The sequence below is a fragment of the Microbacterium sp. Y547 genome (genome assembly GCF_057669785.1).
Genome location: NZ_JBYHFN010000001.1, coordinates 280,065 through 300,071 on the forward strand (window position 1 = coordinate 280,065; position 20,007 = coordinate 300,071).

The 20,007-nt window shown below is 69.4% G+C and carries 21 protein-coding genes; 6 read left to right on the forward strand and 15 right to left on the reverse strand.

Annotated features, from left to right (window positions below; genetic code table 11):
* Positions 1-21: 21 nt before the first annotated feature.
* From AC25Y0_RS01450 to AC25Y0_RS01460, 3 genes are read right to left on the reverse strand one after another with little or no spacing between them, the layout of a single operon-like run.
* The gene (locus tag AC25Y0_RS01450; RefSeq protein WP_488122579.1) at positions 22-819 is read right to left on the reverse strand and encodes an LLM class F420-dependent oxidoreductase; all 798 of its coding nucleotides are present in this window, start codon (positions 817-819) and stop codon (positions 22-24) included.
* A 38-nt stretch (positions 820-857) separates the two neighbouring features.
* Positions 858-1,820, reverse strand: a complete 963-nt coding sequence (locus tag AC25Y0_RS01455; RefSeq protein WP_488122580.1) for a permease prefix domain 1-containing protein — start codon at positions 1,818-1,820, stop codon at positions 858-860.
* On the reverse strand, positions 1,817-2,155 hold the full coding sequence (locus AC25Y0_RS01460) for a PadR family transcriptional regulator (protein WP_488122581.1): 339 nt from the start codon (positions 2,153-2,155) through the stop codon (positions 1,817-1,819). The genes AC25Y0_RS01455 and AC25Y0_RS01460 overlap by 4 nt, the downstream gene beginning before the upstream one ends.
* Before the next feature lie 173 nt (positions 2,156-2,328).
* Between AC25Y0_RS01460 and AC25Y0_RS01465 the strand changes: the two genes are divergently transcribed.
* A complete protein-coding gene (locus tag AC25Y0_RS01465) occupies positions 2,329-3,312 on the forward strand; it encodes an o-succinylbenzoate synthase (protein ID WP_488122582.1) in 984 nt (327 codons plus the stop codon).
* A 9-nt stretch (positions 3,313-3,321) separates the two neighbouring features.
* Here AC25Y0_RS01465 and AC25Y0_RS01470 read toward each other — a convergent pair whose 3' ends face one another.
* The gene (locus AC25Y0_RS01470) at positions 3,322-3,942 is read right to left on the reverse strand and encodes a TetR family transcriptional regulator (RefSeq protein ID WP_488122583.1); all 621 of its coding nucleotides are present in this window, start codon (positions 3,940-3,942) and stop codon (positions 3,322-3,324) included.
* Between the two features lie 128 nt (positions 3,943-4,070).
* On the opposite strand from AC25Y0_RS01470, the gene AC25Y0_RS01475 reads away from it, so the two are divergent.
* Positions 4,071-6,860: an MMPL family transporter gene (locus AC25Y0_RS01475; protein WP_488134074.1), complete on the forward strand. Its 2,790-nt coding sequence runs from the start codon at positions 4,071-4,073 to the stop codon at positions 6,858-6,860.
* Positions 6,857-8,908, forward strand: a complete 2,052-nt coding sequence (locus tag AC25Y0_RS01480; protein ID WP_488122585.1) for a YhgE/Pip family protein — start codon at positions 6,857-6,859, stop codon at positions 8,906-8,908. Before AC25Y0_RS01475 ends, AC25Y0_RS01480 begins: the two co-directional genes overlap by 4 nt.
* 311 nt (positions 8,909-9,219) lie before the next feature.
* Here the strand turns inward: AC25Y0_RS01480 and ccsB are convergent, their stop codons facing one another.
* The 6 genes from ccsB to AC25Y0_RS01510 are packed head-to-tail and all read right to left on the reverse strand — an operon-like array spanning position 9,220 to position 14,676.
* On the reverse strand, positions 9,220-10,191 hold the full coding sequence (ccsB, locus tag AC25Y0_RS01485; protein WP_488122586.1) for a c-type cytochrome biogenesis protein CcsB: 972 nt from the start codon (positions 10,189-10,191) through the stop codon (positions 9,220-9,222).
* 5 nt (positions 10,192-10,196) lie between these two features.
* Positions 10,197-11,900: a cytochrome c biogenesis protein ResB gene (resB, locus tag AC25Y0_RS01490; RefSeq protein ID WP_488122587.1), complete on the reverse strand. Its 1,704-nt coding sequence runs from the start codon at positions 11,898-11,900 to the stop codon at positions 10,197-10,199.
* A 1-nt stretch (position 11,901) separates the two neighbouring features.
* On the reverse strand, positions 11,902-12,705 hold the full coding sequence (locus AC25Y0_RS01495) for a cytochrome c biogenesis CcdA family protein (protein ID WP_488122588.1): 804 nt from the start codon (positions 12,703-12,705) through the stop codon (positions 11,902-11,904).
* On the reverse strand, positions 12,702-13,328 hold the full coding sequence (locus AC25Y0_RS01500) for a TlpA family protein disulfide reductase (RefSeq protein WP_488122589.1): 627 nt from the start codon (positions 13,326-13,328) through the stop codon (positions 12,702-12,704). The genes AC25Y0_RS01495 and AC25Y0_RS01500 overlap by 4 nt, the downstream gene beginning before the upstream one ends.
* Positions 13,328-13,957 (reverse strand): histidine phosphatase family protein, encoded by a 630-nt coding sequence (locus AC25Y0_RS01505; protein ID WP_488122590.1) that lies wholly within the window; start codon positions 13,955-13,957, stop codon positions 13,328-13,330. Before AC25Y0_RS01505 ends, AC25Y0_RS01500 begins: the two co-directional genes overlap by 1 nt.
* Positions 13,958-14,001: 44 nt before the next feature.
* Entirely contained in the window at positions 14,002-14,676 is a 675-nt protein-coding gene (locus AC25Y0_RS01510) for a DedA family protein (RefSeq protein WP_488122591.1), read from the reverse strand.
* 167 nt (positions 14,677-14,843) lie between these two features.
* On the opposite strand from AC25Y0_RS01510, the gene aspS reads away from it, so the two are divergent.
* Complete coding sequence (aspS, locus tag AC25Y0_RS01515; RefSeq protein ID WP_488122592.1) at positions 14,844-16,199, forward strand: aspartate--tRNA(Asn) ligase; 1,356 nt, start codon at positions 14,844-14,846, stop codon at positions 16,197-16,199.
* A gap of 55 nt (positions 16,200-16,254) precedes the next feature.
* On the opposite strand, the gene AC25Y0_RS01520 is transcribed toward aspS, so the two are convergent.
* The 5 genes from AC25Y0_RS01520 to AC25Y0_RS01540 form a co-directional block, all read right to left on the reverse strand.
* Positions 16,255-16,509, reverse strand: a complete 255-nt coding sequence (locus tag AC25Y0_RS01520; protein WP_488122593.1) for a glutaredoxin family protein — start codon at positions 16,507-16,509, stop codon at positions 16,255-16,257.
* Positions 16,506-16,808 carry a rhodanese-like domain-containing protein gene (locus AC25Y0_RS01525; protein ID WP_488122594.1) on the reverse strand — a complete coding sequence of 101 codons (303 nt, stop codon included), beginning with the start codon at positions 16,806-16,808 and terminating at the stop codon, positions 16,506-16,508. The genes AC25Y0_RS01520 and AC25Y0_RS01525 overlap by 4 nt, the downstream gene beginning before the upstream one ends.
* Before the next feature lie 87 nt (positions 16,809-16,895).
* Positions 16,896-16,994 (reverse strand): 30S ribosomal protein bS22, encoded by a 99-nt coding sequence (locus AC25Y0_RS01530; protein ID WP_003792170.1) that lies wholly within the window; start codon positions 16,992-16,994, stop codon positions 16,896-16,898.
* Positions 16,995-17,076: 82 nt separating this feature from the next.
* Positions 17,077-17,268 carry a helix-turn-helix domain-containing protein gene (locus AC25Y0_RS01535; RefSeq protein ID WP_179519823.1) on the reverse strand — a complete coding sequence of 64 codons (192 nt, stop codon included), beginning with the start codon at positions 17,266-17,268 and terminating at the stop codon, positions 17,077-17,079.
* A 145-nt stretch (positions 17,269-17,413) separates the two neighbouring features.
* Positions 17,414-17,821: an ArsR/SmtB family transcription factor gene (locus tag AC25Y0_RS01540; RefSeq protein ID WP_488122595.1), complete on the reverse strand. Its 408-nt coding sequence runs from the start codon at positions 17,819-17,821 to the stop codon at positions 17,414-17,416.
* Between the two features lie 74 nt (positions 17,822-17,895).
* On the opposite strand from AC25Y0_RS01540, the gene AC25Y0_RS01545 reads away from it, so the two are divergent.
* Together AC25Y0_RS01545 and AC25Y0_RS01550 are read left to right on the forward strand one after the other, a co-directional pair.
* Positions 17,896-19,335, forward strand: coding sequence for a TrkH family potassium uptake protein (locus tag AC25Y0_RS01545; protein ID WP_488122596.1), 1,440 nt, complete (start codon positions 17,896-17,898; stop codon positions 19,333-19,335).
* The gene (locus tag AC25Y0_RS01550) at positions 19,328-19,999 is read left to right on the forward strand and encodes a potassium channel family protein (RefSeq protein ID WP_488122597.1); all 672 of its coding nucleotides are present in this window, start codon (positions 19,328-19,330) and stop codon (positions 19,997-19,999) included. The genes AC25Y0_RS01545 and AC25Y0_RS01550 overlap by 8 nt, the downstream gene beginning before the upstream one ends.
* Positions 20,000-20,007 lie beyond the last annotated feature (8 nt).

The following is a 20,007-nucleotide window of genomic DNA, read 5'->3' on the forward strand; positions in this document are numbered from 1 at the left end:
TAGGCCGACCGATGCCGCCGCTCACGCGCCGTTCTTGGCGTCACGCCAGCGCAGCCAGGAGCGGACGAGGTCGAAATCGTAATCGGGGCCGGAGAACCCGAGCGTGAACAGACGCGTGCCGGCGGCGTAGAGCTCTTCGGCGACGGTTTCGTCGCGGCGCTGCAGTTCGTTCGAGACGACGAGGCCCGACGTGTCACGGCCCTCTTTGTCGGCCCAGCGCTGGATGACCTCCAGCTTGTGCGGCAGCTCTTCGGCGGTGACGAAGCTGTGCCAGATATCGGCGTGGCGCGCGACGAGGCGCAGCGTCTTCTGCTCGCCCTTGCCGCCGATCAGGATCGGAATCCGGCGCGTCGGGGCGGGGTTGAGCTTCGCCCAGCGAGCCTCGATCCGCGCGAGTCCGTCGGCGAGGTCGTCCAGGCGCGATCCGGCCGTGCCGAACTCGTAGCCGTACTCGTCGTAGTCTCGCTCGAACCAGCCCGAGCCCGTGCCGAAGATGAAGCGACCCTCGCCGCCCTTGGCGGAGATGTGATCGACAGTGCGGGCCATGTCCGCCTGCAGGTCGGGGTTGCGGTAGCTGTTGCAGTTCACGAGCGACCCGAACTCGACGCGCTCGGTCTGCTCGGCCCACGCGCCGAGCATCGTCCATGCCTCGAAGTGCGCCCCGTCGGGGTCGCCGTACAGGGGGAAGAAGTGATCCCAGTTGAAGAGGATGTCCACCCCCATGTCCTCGAGGCGGCGAACGACGTCGCGGATGTCGGAATAGGTCACGTGCTGCGGCTGCAGCTGCACGCCGAGCCGAACGGGGGTGTCCACAAGCATGTGCGCCAGCCTACGTCCGCCGCCTCCCGAGGGCGAGGTCAACGCGTGCGGCGGGTTTTGAGGAAAGCGTCGATCGAGTCCCACACCGCTACGCCGACGATGCCGAATCCGAAGATGACGGCGATGACCGTCGTGACGAGCGGGCCGTCGCCGGGGATGAACGCCGGGAAGAACTCGGGATTGAGCAGGCGGTCGGTGAGCAGCAGCCACACCGCCGGCACGACGATCGCGAGGTTCAGGACGACGTTGAGCGTCGCCAGGCGGGGGTTCCATCCGCCCCGCGCGTACACCGCGATCGCCAGCAGCGCTTCGAACACGAGCAGCACCAGGAGCACCGCGATCCACCCCGGCCAGAGGGCGGGCGCGAGGAACGACATCCATCCCCCACCGGCCGCGAAGTAGACGAGGCCGAAGAAGTGATCCCACAGCACGGCGCCGACGGTGGCGGCGAGCAGCACGAGCGAAGCGACGAGGTCGCTCAGCTTCGCGCCGTCCGCGCGCACCTCCGGCAGACGGTCGAGGGTCCACGCGCCGATCAATCCGACGTCGGCGCCGCGCGCATTGCGCTCGATGAGGTGGAAGACGAGGGTCGTCCAGAACGCGACGTTCACGACGGTGCTCACGAGCACGACCCACGCCGTGCGGGCGATCTCGCCGATCGGCTCCTGCCCGAGCGACATGCCGAGCACGGTGCCGACCACCGCGCACGCGGGCACGATCGCGAACAGCAGCCTGAGTAGGCGCCACCAGGCGAGGTAGTACCGCGGCCCGATGAGGAAGAGCGGACGATCGGTGTAGTCGGCGGCGAGCTTGTCGGGGTCGCCGAGCTCGGTGAGCACGACGCGCTCGGCGTCGGCGCGCGCGAGACCTTCCGCGAGGCGGGCGTCGATCTGGTCATCGATCGACCCGCGCAGCTCGGCCGCGAGGTCGGCACGCTGCTTCTCGGGCACCGTGCGCATCGCGGCGTCGACGTAGCGGTCGGTCAGGGTCGCAGCGTTCATGAGTCCTCCTGAAGGAGTCCGTCGATCGCGGCGGCGATCGCGCGGAAATCATCGGTGAGTGTGCCGAGCAGGCGCCTGCCGGCATCGCTCGTGCGGTAGAACTTGCGGGGCCGCGCCTCGTCGGTGTTCCACTCGCTCGTCAGGTGTCCCTGCTTCTCCAGTCGGCGCAGGAGCGGGTACAGCGTGTTCGCGTCGGTGTCGAAGCCGCGGGCCTGGAGCTGCTCGAGCAGCCCGTAGCCGTAGCCCGGGTGCTCGAGCAGGCGCAGGCAGGCGAGAACGACGGTGCCGCGCCGCAGCTCTTGCCGGTGTGTTTCGAGGGCCTCGGTTTCGCTCACGCCTGACACTGTACTGTGCGACGCACACTATAGGCAAGGGCACATTATGGGCCGGGCGGTGTCCCTGCCGGGGTGTCGACAACTCCGGACGAATTGCGTCTCTGGGCCACCCAGACCACGAAGTCGTCCGAACCTCCGGAGTTGTCGACGCTCCGCGCGGCAGGATGGGGGGCATGACCCTGCCTCCCCTCGCCGACGTCCTCGTGAACGCGCACGTCGTCTCCCTGCCGCTCGCGACGCGCTTCCGCGGGATCGACGTGCGTGAGGCCGTCGTCCTCGAGGGCCCCGAGGGGTGGACGGAGTTCTCGCCGTTCGCCGAGTACGACGACGCCGAGGCGGCGACATGGCTCGCCGCGACGCTCGACTACGGGTGGCACCCGCAGCCCGCACCCCGGCGCGACGCCGTGCCGGTCAACGCCACGGTGCCCGCTGTGCCCGCCGAGTCGGTCGCCCGCGTGCTCGCCCGCTTCGACGGCTGCCGCACCGCCAAGGTCAAGGTCGGCGGAGAAAGCACGCTGGCCGACGACGTCGCTCGGGTCGCGGCGGCGCGAGAGACGCTGGGGGTCGTGGGGCGCATCCGCGTCGATGCGAACGGCTCGTGGACCATCGACGAGGCCGAGCGCGCGATCCACGCCTTCGCCGAGTACGACCTCGAATACGCCGAGCAGCCGTGCGCGACGGTCGATGAGCTCGCCGAGCTGCGCCGGCGCGTCGCGTACATGGACATCCCGATCGCCGCCGACGAGAGCGTGCGCAAAGCCGACGACCCGCTCGCGGTCGCCCGCGCGGGCGCCGCCGACCTGCTCGTCGTCAAGGCGCAGCCCCTCGGCGGCGTGAGACGCGCCCTGGACATCGTCGACGCCGCGGGGCTCCCCGCCGTCGTGTCGAGCGCCCTGGACACCTCGATCGGACTCGCGATGGGCGTTGCCCTCGCCGCGGCGCTGCCCGAACTGGACTATGACTGCGGCCTCGGCACGGCGTCACTCCTCACGGCCGACGTCGTCGCCGTTCCGCTCACCGCGCGCGGCGGCTTCCTTCCGGTCGGGCGCGTGAGCGCCGACCCGGACCTGCTCGCCAAGCACGCCGCATCCGCCGACCGCCGGGCGTGGTGGCTCGATCGGGTCGAGCGCTGCTACGCCCTGCTCGCCGCCCGTTGACCGCCCGCGTCAGGCGGGGTCGACGAGCGCGGTGGCCAGGTTCGCCGTGCGCTCGTTGACGAGCGCACACATCGCCGTGAAGTCCAAGCCCGCCATGACGGCGTAGGCGGCGCTGTCCTCCCACTGCTGCAGGATCAGCTGGGCGAACTCGCGCTCGGGCAGCCGCAGCGACAGGGTGTATCGGGCGCTCAGCTCGGCGATGACGGCGGCGACGCGCTCGACGAGCCCGGCCTGCCACGCGAGGTAGGCCTGCGCGAGCGCGTCATCGCGCAGCGCGCGCGTGCGGATCTCGCTCGTGAGCAGGATGCCCATCTTCTCGTCGATCGCGACATCGAGTACTCGCTGCACGATGCCGGCGGGCGTGAACTGCTCGCCGGTCTCACCGAGGCGCCGGATGCGGTCGGTGACGAGTTCGATCTTCCGCTCGGCGACCCGCTCGGTGAGCGCGAGCATGAGCTCGTCCTTCGTCTCGAAGTTGGAGTAGAAGGCGCCGCGCGTGAAGCCCGCGCGCTCGCAGATCACCTCGACGGACGCCCCGTCCACGCCGACCTCGGCGAAGACCTGCGCGGCGGCGTCGAGGAGCTTCTGCCGGGTCGCCTCACGGCGCCGAGTGACCGTCACATCGCTCATTCGTCCTCCTCCGGGTGATCTTCACACGCGCTGCCCAGGTTGAAAGTCCCGGCACGCTCTACGATACATTCGTGTATCCGATACAGCGCTGTATCCGTCTTACCTGAACCCACGAAGCCGGAGACACCGTGTCGACTCTTCTCTACTCGCTCGGCCGCTGGTCGTACCGGCACCCCTGGCGCGTCCTCGTCGCATGGATCCTGCTGCTCGCCCTCGCCGGCGGCGGGGCGCTGGCCTTCAGCAAGGGCACCGACAACGCCTTCACGATCCCGGGAACCGAGTCCCAAGCCGGTCTCGAACAGCTCGAGCGCACCTTTCCGCAGGTGAGCGGAACGAGCGCGCAGCTGGTCGTCGTCGCCGCAGAGGGCGACCGGGTCGTCGACGACGAGTACGCCGGCCCGATCACCGACACCGTCGCCGAGTTCGCGACCGTCGACGATGTGCTGGGCGTCACCGACCCGTTCGACCAGATGGTGTCCGGGCTCGTGAACGACGACGACAGCGCCGCGATCATCCGCCTGCAGTTCGACGGTCAGTCCACCGATGTCTCAGAGGCGACCACGACCGCGCTGAACGATGTCGCCGACGCGCTCGCGGCATCGCTCCCCGACGGCGCCGAGGTCGCCCTCGGCGGCGACCTGTTCGCCGTGTCTGTGCCCGGAGTCACCATCACCGAGCTCATCGGCGTGCTGATCGCGCTCCTCGTGCTGATGGTGACGTTCCGCTCATTCCTCGTCGCCGGCCTGCCGCTGGCGACCGCGCTCATCGGCGTCGGTCTGTCGATGGCGCTCATCCTGCTCGCGACGGCGGTCGCATCGATCTCGTCGACGACTCCGCTTCTGGCCCTCATGCTGGGCCTCGCGGTCGGCATCGACTACGCACTCTTCATCGCCGCACGACATCAAGACCAGGTGCGCGCAGGAATCGACCCCGAGGAGTCCATCGCGCGCGCGACCGGCACGGCCGGCTCCGCCGTCGTCTTCGCCGGAGTCACGGTGCTGATCGCGCTCGTGGGGCTGAGCTTCGCGAACATCCCCTTCCTCACGACGATGGGCATCGCGGCATCCGTCGCCGTAGCCATCTCCGTCGCCGTGGCCGTCACCCTCACGCCCGCCCTGCTGGGCTTCGTCAAGGGTCGCGTCATCGGGCGGACGCCGCGGCGCAAGCCCGCACGCCCGTCACGGCCGCGCCGGGGCTTCGCGAACCGGTGGGTGACCGGTGTCACGCGGCATCCGGTCGTGACGACCATCGCCGTCGTCGTCGGGCTCGGCGTGCTCGCGATCCCCGCGGGAAGCCTCGCCCTCGCTCTGCCGAACGCCGGCGTGCAGCCGGTCGCCTCGCAGGCGCGGCAGAGCTACGATCTCGCGGCCGAGCAGTTCGGGCCGGGCTTCAACGGCCCGCTCATCCTGACCGGCACGATCGTCACCTCGACCGATCCCCTCGGCCTCATGGAAGACCTCGCCGCCGAGATCGAGAACGTGCCCGGAGTCGCCGAGATCGCCCTTGCGACGCCCAACGAGACGGCGGACACGGGCATCATCCAGGTCGTCCCCGAGACGGCGCCCGACGCTCCCGAGACGGCACAGCTCGTGCGCGACCTGCGCGTCGAGGCTGAGCGCCTGTACGACGAGTACGGGATCGAGCTGACGGTGACAGGCTTCACCGCCGTCGCGATCGACATCTCGGACCGCCTCGGTGGGGCGCTGCTGCCGTTCGGGCTCTTCGTCGTGGGACTGTCGTTCATCCTGCTCATGATCGTGTTCCGCTCGATCGCCGTGCCGCTGACGGCGACCCTCGGCTACCTGCTGTCGGTCGTGGCCGCCTTCGGCGTCGTCGCAGCCGTGTTCGAATGGGGCTGGTTCGCCGAGCTGCTGCACGTCGCGCGCGTCGGCCCGGTCATCAGCTTCATGCCGATCGTGCTGATGGGCGTGCTGTTCGGGCTCGCGATGGACTACCAGGTCTTCCTCGTCTCGCGCATGCGCGAAGACTTCGTGCACGCCTCGCGCGCTCGCGGCGGGCGCGCCGACCGGCTCACCGCCGTCGGGGCGGTGCGGTCGGGCTTCACCGCCTCGGCGCGCGTGGTCACCGCGGCCGCATTCATCATGTTCGCCGTCTTCGCGGCGTTCGTGCCCGAGGGGGACTCCTCGATCAAACCCATCGCCCTGGGACTCGCCGTGGGCATCGCGGTCGATGCGTTCCTCGTGCGGATGACGCTGATCCCCGCGCTCATGTCGATCCTCGGCGACAAAGCCTGGTGGATGCCGCGCTGGCTCGACCGGCTGCTGCCGCACTTCGACATCGAGGGCGAAGCCGTGCAGCGCGAGCTCGCGCTCGCGGACTGGCCCGAACCGCGCTCGAGCGCCGTCGTCGCGGCCGAAGGCCTCGTCGTCCGCGCCGAAGCCGAGCGGGCGGGCGACGTCACACTGTTCGACGAGGCGACGTTCCGCGTCGACCCCGGCGAGACGCTCATCGCGACGGGCGACCCGCGCGCGGCAGGCGCGTTCGCGCTCGCGGTGTCAGGGCGCCTGACACCCAGCGACGGGTTGCTTCGAGTCGCGGGTCACCTGCTGCCCGGACGCGCGGCGTGGGTGCGCGCCCATGTCGGGCTCGCCCTGCTGGCCGACTCCGATGAGCCGCTGCGCGACCTCGAACGCGCGCTGCGCGGGCGCACCCGCCTCGTCGTGATCGACGGGATCGACGGCCTCGACCCCGCCCAGCGCGATCAGGCCGCCGCGCTCCTGCGCGACGCCGACGCGCGCCTGCGCGACCGCACCGGCGACCCCCTCACCGTCGTGACGACGGCACAGCACGAGGGTGCCGTGCTGGCCGTGCTCGCAGATGCCCGCCGCTCGGGCATCCGATCTCTTTCCCTGCGCGCCGACGCGCGCTCGTCCTCCACCGCCGAGGTGATCTCATGACTCTGCACTCCCCCGCACTCGAACGTGCACGCTCGCGGCGCCCCGTCACGTGGGTCACGCTCATCGGCGTGCTGCTGCTGCCCGTGCTCATCGGCGGGATCCTCGTCGCCGCGCTGTACAACCCCGTCGAGCGACTCGACGCCATGAGCGCCGCGATCGTGAACGAAGACGAGGCTGTCACCGTCGACGGGCAGCTCGTACCGCTCGGGCGCCAGCTGACGGCCGGCCTCGTCGAAGGGTCTGACGACTTCGACAGCAACCTGTCGTGGACGATCTCGAACGCCGACGACGCCCGTGACGGCCTCGCCGACGGCACGTACGCCGCCATCATCACGATCCCCGAGAACTTCTCCGCCGCTGCGCTCTCGACGCGGCCCGGCGAGACGCCCGAGCGCGCGATGCTCCAGGTGCAGACGCCGCCCGACAGCCTCATCGTCGACGACGCCATCACGGCGCAGGTCGCTTCGGCTGCGGCATCCGTCATGGGCACGGAACTGTCGTCGGTGTACCTCGAGAACGTCTTCCTCGGCTTCACGACGCTCGGCGACGAGCTCGGCACGGCCGCCGAGGGCGCCGCGGGACTCGCCGACGGGGCCCAGGGCGCGGCCGACGGAGCCACGGCCCTCGCGGAGGGCTTCCCCCAGCTGACGGATGGCACGGCGGCACTCTCTTCGGGCGCCTCCGCGCTGCAGTCGGGACTCGGCGGGCTCGCGGGCGGTGCGGATGACGCCGCCGCCGGAGCGCGCGGGCTGCAGTCGGGGCTCACGCGGCTCGCAGACGGCGCACGCGGTGCCGCCGCTGGCGCCACGCAGCTCGCCGCCGGGGTGAACCAGGGCGCCGATGAGCTCGAAGCGGCCGGCATCGTTCCCGGGCAGTTGACAGATGCGGCCAACGGTGCCGCGGCCGCGGCGAACGGCGTGTACGGCCTCGCGCAGGAGTGCGCCGCCAAGAGCACGGACGCAGCATGGTGTGCGCAGCTTCTGGCTCTCGCCGAGATCTCCTCGGATGCGGCGGGGGGAACGGCTGCAGGGCTCGACGGGCTCGCACAGCAGGCTCCCGTCGAGCTCGCGGGGCAGCTGCGCGAGATCGCCGGAAACGTCGACTCACTCGCGGGTGGTGTCTCGCAGATCGCCGGCGGCCTCGACGAGTCGGCGGCAGGAGCCGGATCGCTCGCGGGCGGCGTCTCGCAGATCGCGAACGGCGCCCGGCAGTCCTCGTCCGGCGCGGGCGCCCTCGCGTCCGGCGCGTCCCAGCTGACAGCCGGACTCGATCAGGCCGGCGTCGGGGCGACGACGCTCGCTGACGGTGTGCGTCAGCTGGCCGACGGCTCGGGCGAACTCGCCACGGGCCTGGCCACCGCCGTCGACGCCGTGCCGACCTACACCGATGACGAGGCCGCGAGCCTGGCATCCGTCGTCGCGAACCCCGTCGAGACCGAGGGCGTCGGCACGTCGCTCTTCGGTGCCTCGGCGGTGCCCTTGCTGGCGATGCTGGCGCTGTGGTTCGGCGGCCTCGGGACGTTCATCGCCCTGCAGGCCGTGTCGCGCCGCGCTCTCACGGCGCGCGAGCCGTCGGCGCTCCTGGCGCTGCGCGGCTTCGCGCCGGCCGCCGGAATCGGCGCTGCACAGGGCCTTCTGGTGGCGGGCGTCGTGCAACTGGCCGCATCGTACGACTGGGGTCAGTGGTGGGCCTTCGTGGGCATCGCCGTCGTCGCCGGCATCGCCTTCGCCGCGGTCAACCAAGCGCTCGTCGCGGTGTTCGGCGGCGCGGGCCGCTGGGTCTCTGCGCTCGTCGGCGTCGTCGCTGTCGCGACGGGGGTCGTCTCGACGGTGCCCGGCGTGCTGTCCGGCGTCGCGGGACTGCTGCCTACGTCGCCGGCCTATCACGGCATGGTCGCGGCCCTGACCTCGGCGGCGGGCCTCGGCGCGGGTGTCGTCGGGCTCGTGGTGTGGACGCTCCTGGCCTTCGGTGCGACGGTGATCGCGGTCGCGGCCCGCCGCACGACGACGGCGCGCGCGCTGCTCAAGGCATCCCCCGCGGCAGCGTGAGGCATGCGGCGGCGGGCGGGCGCCGCATCCCGTCTCTGTGATCGCCCGTGTCGCTTGCCCCAAAGTGCGCTCGCGCACCGACCTGACGAGCAAACTGAGGCAACCGAACCGGACACGGGCGCACCCCAGCTCACATGCCCCAAAACGCACCCAACCCCCGGTCGCACGAGCAAACCGAGGCAAACGAACCAAACACACCGCGCGGCCCGGGCCGGGCCTCGCACTGCCGAGTGGCGCTGATCGGAGAGCAGAGCGCGTCAGGCGGCGACGCAGCCGGGCCGTCCGCGCACCCGGCGCGACCGGACCCGAACTCAGCTGAGGCCGGAGTAGGAGTGCAGGCCCTTGAAGAACATGTTCACGATCGTGAAGTTGAACAGCACGGCGGTGAAGCCGATGATCGACAGCCACGCCGACCGAGAGCCGCGCCAGCCGCGCGTCGCACGCGCGTGGATGTAGCCCGCGTAGAGCACCCAGATGACGAAGGTCCAGACTTCCTTCGTATCGAAGCCCCAGTAACGGCCCCATGCGTCGTTGGCCCAGATCGAGCCGGCGATGAGGGTGAAGGTCCACAGAATGAACCCGAGGATGGCGAAGCGGTACGCAAGCGCCTCGAGCGTGTCAGCGTTCGGCAGCGTGCGCAGGACCCCGCCACGAGTCTCGGATGCCGCCCGTCGCTCGCGCCGCGCCTGCATGAGCTGCACGACGGACAGCCCGAAGGCGAGGGCGAACAGCGCGGTCGCCAACGACGCGACGAACACGTGGATGACCAGCCAGACCGACTTGAGCGGCTCCATGAGCGGCACGACCTCGACGTAGAACGCGAGGGTGGAACCGCCGAGCAGCACGACGACGAGGCCCGTGATGAACGTTCCGAGGAACCGCAGGTCGTACTTCAGAAGCGAGACGAGGTAGACCCCGACGATGAGGCACGTGCCCGTCAGGGCGAACTCGTACATGTTGGCCCACGGCACCCGCTCGGCCGCGATTCCGCGCGTCACGGTGCCCGCCGCCTGGAAGAGGAAACCCAGCACCGTGAGCGACGTGCCTATGCGCGCCAGCAGCATGCGGTCCCGCTTCGGCTCGGCGGCCGGCGGCTGGGGCGTGGACACCGCACCCGCACCCGCACCGACGAGTTCACGCATCGACTCCTTCGACGAGACCGTCGAGGACGAACGGCGCGCAAGGTCGACAGCGTAGGCGATGAACGCGAGGGCGTAGATCGCGATGGCCGTCCAGACCAGGAGCACCGAAACCGAATCAAGGCTGAGCATGGAGTCGGACATACCTTTTATCCTACGTGCGGGGTGGATGCCGCAGCCCGGCCGACCCCTTGTTCGGCCAGCGCCGCGGCGTGGCGTTGGGCGACCTGTTCGACCGCGGTGAAGAGGGTCGGATCTTCCCCGCGGGCGAGACCCGCGTATTCGACGCGCAGCGTCTCGCCGTCGGGGTGCACCTTGACCCAGACGCGGCGGCGCGGCACGAACAGCGCCGTGAGCAGACCGGCCGTCGCCAGCAGGGCGAACACCAGCACCCACGCCGCCGAGGCGTCACGATGGATCGACAGCGACACGTAGCGCAGGACCGATCCCTCGTAGCCCTCCGCGCCCTCGGGCGCGGCGTTCTCGAACGTGAGGGTGCCGAGCCCGTTCGGAAGGTCGACGGTCTCACCGGGCGCGATCTCGAGCGAATCGCCGTTCGTGCGCCCCGCGAGCTCCTCCATCTCGGAGGTGTCCAGCGTGTACACCGACCTCGGGACGCCGTCGTTGATCCCGAGGTCTCCCTGGTACACCTCGAGCGTCACGACGGGGTTGATCAGCGCGGGGTAGCTCGAGGTGAACGCCCCCGACAGCATCTCGACCTGGGTCGGATAGAAGAAGCCGACGAGGCCGATCTGCTCGGGCAGTCCGTCCGGCACCTTGATGACGCCGAGCGAGGTCATGGCGGCATCCTGCGGCAGGAACGGCACGGACTCCGAGAAGATGACGTCGCCGTCGGCGTTGCGGATCGTCAGGGCAGGCGCGTAGCCGTTGCCCATGAGGTAGATCCGGTCCCCCTCCATGTTGAGGGGGTGGTTGACGCGCACCTCGGCGGGGTAGGTCTCTCCGTCGATCTGCTGCGCCGTCAGGTTCGCGACGAAGTCGCCCGCCTGACCGCCGCCCGGCTCGTCCGAGGGCACGTAGGTCACATCGAACCGGTCGAGCGTGAGCGCGTACGGCGTGAGGTCGTCGGCGTCGACGAAGCGTCCCGGGTTGAACGAGGTGTAGTCCAGCAGGGTGTTGACGAACGTGCGCCCCTCGATGATGACGGTCTGCCCCGTGTAGGTGAAGCCGCCGCCGATGCCGACGGCCAGCAGCACACCGACGAGCGACGAGTGGAACACGAGGTTGCCGGTCTCACGCAGGTAGCCGCGTTCGGCCGAGACCGACTGGGTGCCGCGCGCGTCGTAGCGGGCGACGCGGTAGCCGCTCTTGCGCAGCTGCTCCTCGGCGATGTCGACGGCGGCGGATGCTGCCCCCGCGGCATCCGTTCCCGCATCGAGGTCGACCGTGGTCGTCTGGTAACCCGCGAGCCGCTCGAGCCGCGCGGGCGTGCGCGGCGGGCGGGAGCGCATCGCCTTCCAGTGGTGCTTCGTGCGGGGGATCACGCAGCCGATGAGCGACACGAACAGCAGAAGGTAGATCGCCGAGAACCAGGGCGACGCGTAGACGTCGAACATGCTCAGGCTGTCGAGGATCGGCGCGAGATCGGGGTTGTCGGTGTAGTACTGCGTGACGCCGTTCGGGTCTGCGCTGCGCTGCGGCACGAGCGACCCCGGCACGGCGGCGATCGCGAGCAGCAGCAGCAGCACGAGGGCCGTGCGCATCGAGGTGAGCTGGCGCCAGATCCAGCGCACCCAGCCCACGAAGCCGAGGGACGGCTGCTGGATGTCCGAACCCGAGGCATCCGCATGGTCCGGTGGGCGCAGCGTCCCCTCGACCGGCGGATCCGACACGTCAGAGGATCGTCGGGACACTCTGGAACACCCCCTGGAGCTGAGCCATCCACATCGACCAGACGCCCGTCACCATCAGCAGCCCGACCAGGATGAGCAGGGCGCCGCCGATGATGTTGACCGTACGGATGTGGTGGCGCAGGAACGAGACCGAGCGCGTCGCCCAGCCGAAACCGAGCGTGAGCAGCACGAACGGGATGCCGAGGCCGAGCGAGTACGCGAGGCCGAGAAGCGCTCCGCGTCCGGCCGATGCGGCATCGAAGGACATGTTGAGGATGACCGCGAGCGTCGGGCCGATGCACGGCGCCCAGCCGATCCCGAGCGCGAGCCCGAGCAGTGGCGCACCGACGAGGCCGATGTTGCCGCGCACCTGCGGACGCGCGATGCGCTGCGCGAACCCGAAGACCCCGATGAACACCAGGCCGAGCCCGATCACGACGACACCCAGGATGCGCGTGATGACATCGGCGTACTGCAGGAAGAAGACCCCCACGGTGCCCGCGAAGAAGTTGAGCGCCATGAAGACGACGGCGAAGCCCGCGATGAACAGCAGAACGCCCACGAGAAGTCGGCCGCGTGAGGGCGTGGCGTCGGTCTCGGTCTCGACCGTCGTCTGGAGCGTGCCGTCTTCGACACCGTGCACCGGGCGCGGTCGACGCGGTGTCGCAGCGCCGGCGATGAAGCCGAGGTAGCCCGGCACGAGCGGCAGGACGCACGGAGACAGGAACGAGATGAGGCCCGCGAGGATCGCGATCGGCACAGCGACGAGCAACGAGCCGTCGGCGACGGCGGCCGCCGGGTTCACGCGTCTCCGAGGGTGTCGCGCAGGATCGAGCGCAGGATCGACTCTTCTTCGACGATGCCGACGATCCGCGCCGCGACACGGCCTTCACGGTCGAGCACGAGCGTCACCGGAACAGCGCTGAGCGGCGTCTGCCCGGCGAAGGCGAGTTTGATCGAGCCGTCCTCGGTCGTCAGGACACTGGGGTAGCTGACGCCGTAGGTCTCGGCGAAGGCGCGCGAAGCTTCGGCCCCGTCGTACAGGTTGATGCCGAGGAAGTCCACGCCTTCGGCCTGGAATTCCTCGTGCACGGCTTCGAGCACCGGCGCCTCGACCCGGCAGGGGGCGCACGCGGCGTACCAGAAGTTCACAACGAGCACGTCGCCGCGGTAGTCGTCGGACGTCGTCGTGCCGCCCGTGTCGAGCACGCCCTCGAAATCGATCGGTTCGGAGCGCTCGTCCTCGGGGATCACATCGACGCGGAAGTCCCCCGCGATGAACCCCTTGTTACTGCCCTCGCGGTACTGCTCGGCGAGGCTGTCCTGGTTGCTGCACGCGACGAGTGTGGCCGCGAGTGTCAGGGCCAGCAGAGCGGATGCCGCGGTCCGCAACCGTCCGCCGGGTCGGCGTGCCGAGTGATCGCGCATCACACCGCCCCCACGTCGATCGCGCCCGCCGTCGTCGCCGGCTCCGCGTACGCGACCTGGGTCCACGTGCCCTCCTCGAGCTCGAACGACGTGACGCTCGACAGGGCGCAGCGTCGCGCGCGCGGGTCATGCCGCAGCGGCAGTCCCGCGACGGCGAGGTGGGTGATCCAGATGGGCAGCTGATGCGAGACGATCACGACATCTCCCGTGGGAACCGCGTTCCAGGCCTCGGTCATGGCCGCGTTCATGCGGTCGACGACTTCGTCGTAGGCCTCACCCCAACTGGGCTGGGCGGGCTTTCGCAGATGGCGCCAGTTCAACGGGTTGACCAGGGTCCGCGACATGCGCCTGCCCTCGAAGACGTTGGTCGGCTCGATGACCCGCTCGTCGATGACCGGTTCGATGCCGAACAGCTCGGTGAACGGCTCCGCCGACTCGCGCGTGCGCTGCAGCGGAGAGCAGATCAGCGCAGTGAGGGGGCGCTCGAGGCCCTTGACGTATTCAGCCGCTTGACGCGCCATGCGGCGTCCGTCAGCGCTCAGCCCGAAACCGGGAAGCCGACCGTACAGCACGCGGCGGGGGTTGTAGACCTCTCCGTGGCGCACGAGATGGAGGCGATCGGCGGGCACTCGACCAGTCTAAAGGGGCCGTGTCTGTGGGGCACCTGAGCGCGTCATTCGAGCTCGGCGTCGGTGGCCCGGCCGGCACTGCGCGCCGCGAGCAGCGAGCGGATGCGCACATAGAGGAACCACGCGACCCCGATGACGGCGGCGGCGATGACGATGTACTGCAGGATGTCCGCGTAGCGCTCGACGAGCGGCCATGCCTCACCGAGCAGGTAGCCGGCGAGCACGAAGATCGTGTTCCAGATGAGGCTGCCCGCGGCCGTCAGCAGACCGAACCGCCACAGCGGCATGCGCACGACCCCCGCGGGGATCGAGATGAGACTGCGGAAGATGGGGAGCATCCGCCCGAAGAACACGGCTTTGCCCCCGTGCTTGCGGAACCAGCCCACGGTGCGGTCGATGTCCTCGGGGTGCAGCAGCGGCACCTTGGTGGCGATCGCCCGCAGGCGGTCGATGCCGAGCCACGCGCCCAGGCCGTAGAGCATGAACGCGCCGACGATCGAGCCGGCGGTCGTCCAGAACAGCGCCTCGAACAGGGTGAACGCGCCGCGGTTTGCTGCAAGGCCCGCCATGGGCAGGATGATCTCGCTCGGCAGGGGCGGGAACAGGTTCTCGAGCGCGATAGCGACGCCGGCCCCGATCGGGCCGATGACGTCCATGAGGGAAACGGTCCACTCGCCGAGGGCGGTCAGCCACGAGCCGTCGTGTGCAGTGTCGGTCATCTCTTCGCCTGTTGTGGTGATGGGGATGCCGCGGCCCGGACGCGCACGACACCTCGACGGTACGGGATCAAGGTGGCCAAAGCCTGGATGCACACCCCCGCGCCGCGCGGGCGGGCAGCCCGGTCGCCGCTCGGTGTGCGGCATCCGCACACGTAGACTGAGGCCTCGTGACTGAACGCGTCCTCGTCTCCCAGCTGCTCTCCCGCCCCGACGGGCCTGTCTCTGTGTCCGGATGGGTCGAAACCGTCCGCGATCAGAAGAAGGTGCAGTTCGTCATCCTCCGCGATGAGACCGGCGCCGTGCAGCTGGTCAACCCGGCGACGCGCCCGATCGACCCCGCGGCCGGCTCCGAGGCCGGCGAGCAGGATGCGGCGGCGCTCGCGCTGACCGACACGATCTCGAACCTCGCAACGGGCACGTTCCTCACGGTGCACGGCGAACTCAAGCACGATGAGCGCGTCAAGCTCGGCGGTGTCGAGATCAAGATCGGCTCGCTCGACATCAGTGCGGCGGCTCTGCCCGAGACGCCGATCGCCGCCGACAGCGGGCTCGACAAGCGCATGGACTGGCGCTTCCTCGACCTGCGTCAGCGCCGCAACAACCTGATCTTCCGCGTGCAGACGACGCTCGAGCACGCGTTCCGCACGTACTGGATCGAGCGCGACTACATCGAGATCCACTCGCCCAAGCTGATGGCGTCGGCTTCGGAGTCCAACGCCGAGCTGTTCTCGCTCGAGTACTTCGACGACAAGACCGCGTATCTCGCCCAGTCGCCCCAGTTCTTCAAGCAGATGGCCCAGGTCGCCGGCTTCGGCAAGATCTTCGAGATCGCGCCCGCCTTCCGGGCCGACCCGTCGTTCACGTCGCGTCACGCGACGGAGTTCACGTCGGTCGATGCCGAGATCAGCTGGATCGAGTCGCACGAAGACGTCGCCCGGATGCAGGAAGAGCTGCTGCAGTTCGCGATCCAGGCCGTCAAGGACAAGCACGGCGACGAGATCGAGCAGCTGTTCGGGCTCGAGATCGCGGTGCCGACGGTTCCCTTCCCGCGCATCCCCCTCGCCGAGGCGCGCGACATCGTCGCGGCTCGCGGTTATGAGATCCCGCGCACCGACGGCGACCTCGACCCCGAGGGCGAGCGTCAGATCGCGGCCCACGTGCAGGAGACGTACGGACACCAGTTCGTCTTCATCACCGACTACCACCCCGAGATCCGCGCTTTCTACCACATGCGCGACGAGGAGACCGGGCTCACCAAGTCGTACGACCTCCTCTTCAACGGCGTCGAGATCACGACGGGCGCACAGCGCGAACACCGCGTCGACGTGCTGATCGAACAGGCCAAGGAGAAGGGGCTCGAGCCCGAGCACCTCGAGTTCTACTTCGACTTCTTCCGGTACGGCGCCCCGCCGCACGGTGGCTTCGGCATGGGCCTCGCCCGCGTTCTCATGCTGCTGCTGGGCCAGGACTCGATCCGCGAGGTGACCTATCTGTTCCGCGGGCCGACGCGTCTGGAACCCTGACGCTCGACTCGTAGGCCGTCGTCCCCGGCGGCGCGGCCGGGTGCCCGCGCCCCGGTCAGGGTGTGAGGGCTGCGCGCAGGCGGTCGGGGGCGATGCGCCAATGGCCGAGCATGGCACCGTCCACGAGCACGACGGGGATCTTCTCCCACCACAGCTCGTACAGCGCCGCGTCGTCGAGGATCGAGTGCTCTTCGACCTCGACGGTGTCGGCGACGGCGTCAGGCAGCTCGGCCAGCACGCTCTCGACGACCTCGCGCGCGACGTCGCACAGGTGGCAGTCCGGCTTGCCGATGAGGGTGAGGGTGGTCACCGCAGTCCTTCGTCGGTGGGGTACCCCGCCTCGACCCAGCCATCCGTGCCGCCCTCGACGTTCGCGGCGTCGTAGCCGCGGGCTTCGAGCACCTCGACGGCCTGTCCCGAGCGCACGCCCGACTTGCAGATGACGTCGAAGCCCTCGGCGGGCAGTTCGTCGAGGCGGCCGCCGAGAGTGGACATCGGCATGTTGATCGCACCGGGCACGCGTACGGCTTCGTACTCCCACGCTTCGCGGACGTCGATCAGCGGACGGTCGGTGCGGTTCTTGAGCTCGTGGACGTCGATCGTGTGCATGGGGGTGCCCTTCGGTCGGTCGGCGAGACACGAAGCGCCCCTTCGGCAGGCGGAAGCCTGCCCGGGGGCGCTTAGTGTCGAAGCCGCTTACTTCTTGTTGCGGCGCTGGTGGCGAGTCTTGCGAAGCAGCTTGCGGTGCTTCTTCTTCGCCATGCGCTTGCGGCGCTTCTTGATGACAGAACCCACGGAAACCTCACTAGATCGGGGTCTGGACGCAGATTCGCCTGCGCCCAGGAACGGGCAGTGTTAAAAAATGCCTCGTGACAGCTTACCCGACGTCAGCGATAGGACGTTGCAGGGCCGCTGTCACGGCGGACTCGGGGACGCGATAGCTGCGACCGAAGCGCACAGCAGGAAGCTCTCCGGCGTGTACAAGCCGGTAGACCGTCATCTTCGAGACGCGCATCAACTCCGCAACCTCCGCGACGGTCAAGAACCGCACATCAGGCAGCTCTGCCATTGGCCGCCCCTCCTCATCGCTTTCCCCAGTGTTCCTGCACACTCTAGGGTCACGAGCATACGCGTGTAAACCCGCGTGACCCGTGTGAACGGTGGGGCGGGAGTGCTCGCGGGTTCCCGCGCGAACACTCGGACGAACGTCCGGCCTAGCGGCCGGGCAGGCGCTTGAACGCGTTCGCGACGGCGTGCCGAGCCGATGCCGCGGCCCGGCCGACGACGTCCGCCGCATGCGCGGCGGATTCGGGCAGCGTCGAGGTCCCCACGAAGGCGTACTCGGTGCCGTCGCTGAGGAACGGCATGAGCCAGTCGTCGATCTCATCGAGCGGTTCGGGCGCGAGGCTGTAGAAGCGGTGCTGCCCCTCTTCGCGCACCGACACGAGATGGGCCTCACGCAGCACCTTGAGGTGCTTCGAGACGGTCGGCTGGCTCGCTCCGAGTTCTTGGACGATCTGCGACACGCTCGTACCGCGCTCGCTCTCAGCCGAGCGGTCGAGAAGGAGTCGGAGGATGTCGCGGCGGGTGCCGTCCGCGATCACGTCGAAGATGTCCGCCATGTGCTTCAGATTAGCCGGGCGTCCCGCGGAGTACCATGAGGCCCTACCGTGGGACGGTGATGAGGAGGGCGCGAATGGCCGACGCGACGCGCGCGTCCGGCAGGTCGGGCATCCAACGACTGCGACACGATGTTGTGGAGTTCTTCCGCGATCTGACGCAGCGCTCCCCCGCCCGGTTCGCGATCCTCATCTACCTGATGCTGATCATGCTGTTCACAGCGCTGTTCTCGCTGCCCATCGCGGCAGCCGACGGGCAGGTGACGTCGTTCTCCGACGCTTTCTTCACGGCCGTGTCGACGATCTGCGTCACGGGGCTCGCGACGGTCGACATGGCTACGCACTGGTCGCCGTTCGGTCAGGTGCTGGTGTTCCTGGGCGTGCAGATCGGCGCGCTCGGCGTACTCACGCTCGCCTCGATCCTGGGGCTCGTCATCTCGCGCCGCCTGGGCCTGCGCGCCAAGCTGATGGCCGCGAGCGATTCGAACCCGCTGCGCAGCCACGGCGGCCCGGTCAACGAAGGGCAGACTGTCCAGCTCGGCCAGATCGGCAGCCTGCTCGTAACGGTCGCGCTGTCGACGCTCGTCATCGAGGCCGCGGTGGCGGTCCTGCTCTACCCGGGGCTTCTCCTCGCCGGCATCCCGTGGCACACCGCGATCTGGGAAGCCCTGTTCTTCGCGGCCATGGCCTTCACGAACACGGGGTTCGCCCCCAATGCCGAGGGCCTGGCGCCCTTCGCGAACGACTACGTCTTCCTCACGGCGCTCATGGCCGGCGTCTTCCTCGGCTCGATCGGCTTCCCGGTCATCTATACGTTGCGAAAGCACCTGTGGCACGTGCGGCGGTGGTCGCTGCACACGAAGCTCACCCTCATCACGACCGTCGCACTGTTCTTCGCGGGGGGCGTCGTCTTCCTCATCCTCGAGTACGACAACCTGCTGACACTCGGGGCCGAGGACGCGTTCGACACGACATTCCAGGCGTTCTTCCTCTCTGCCATGACACGGTCGGGCGGCTTCGCGCTGCTCGACATCGGCGAGCTGAACCAGTCCAGCCTTCTGGTCGCGTGCATGCTCATGTTCGTCGGCGGGGGGTCGGCCTCGACGGCAGGCGGCATCAAGGTGACGACACTCGCCGTCATCGCCCTCGCCGTGTGGTCCGAGGCCAAGGGACGTGCATCCAATCAGGTGTTCGGCCGCCGGATCCCCAGCGACGTGCTGCGCGTCGCGCTGTCGGTCGTCGCGTGGGGCGCCACGATCGTCGCGCTGTCGACGATCGTCATCACCCAGATCACGAAGGCCGAGCTCGGCGATGTGCTGTTCGAGGTCATCTCGGGCTTCGCGACGGTGGGGCTGTCGACGGGTCTCACCGCCGAGTTGCCCGACTCGGCGTCTTTCGTGCTGGCGGTCACGATCCTGATGGGGCGCGTTGGTACAGTGACTCTCGCCGCGGCGGTGGCCGTGACGAGCCGTTCGCAGCTGTACTCGCTGCCCGTCGAGAGGCCCATCGTTGGTTGAGAAGATCCGCAGCGATGCGCCCGTCCTCGTCATCGGTCTCGGGCGCTTCGGCGCCGCGTGTGCCGGAGAGCTCGACCGGCTCGATCGAGAGGTGCTCGCGATCGACGCGAGCCAGGACCTCGTGCAGAAGTGGTCCGAGCGCGTGACGCACACGGTGCAGGCCGATGCACGCAACATCGATGCGCTGACGCAGGTGGGGGCACAGGACTTCCAGATCGCCGTCGTCGCGGTCGGCACGTCGATCGAGGCGTCGGTGCTCATCACGGCGAACCTCGTCGACCTCAAGATCCCCCAGATCTGGGCGAAGGCGGTTTCACAGTCGCACGGCAAGATCCTCGCGCGGGTCGGCGCGAATCACGTCGTGTACCCCGAGCGCGAGGCCGGCGAGCGCGTCGCACACCTCGTGAGCGGGCGGATGCTCGACTTCATCCGCTTCGACGACGACTTCGCCCTGGCGAAGATGTATCCGCCGAAGCTCATCCGCGGCGTCGCACTGAGCGAATCGGGCGTGCGCACGAAGTACCGGGTGACGGTTGTGGGCGTGAAGAGCCCCGGCAAGCCCTTCCACTACGCCGAGGCCGACACCGTCGTGACCAACCACGACCTCGTCATCGTCTCGGGGACGAACTCCGACATCGAGCGCTTCGCGTCGCTCGACCGCTGACCGGGGCG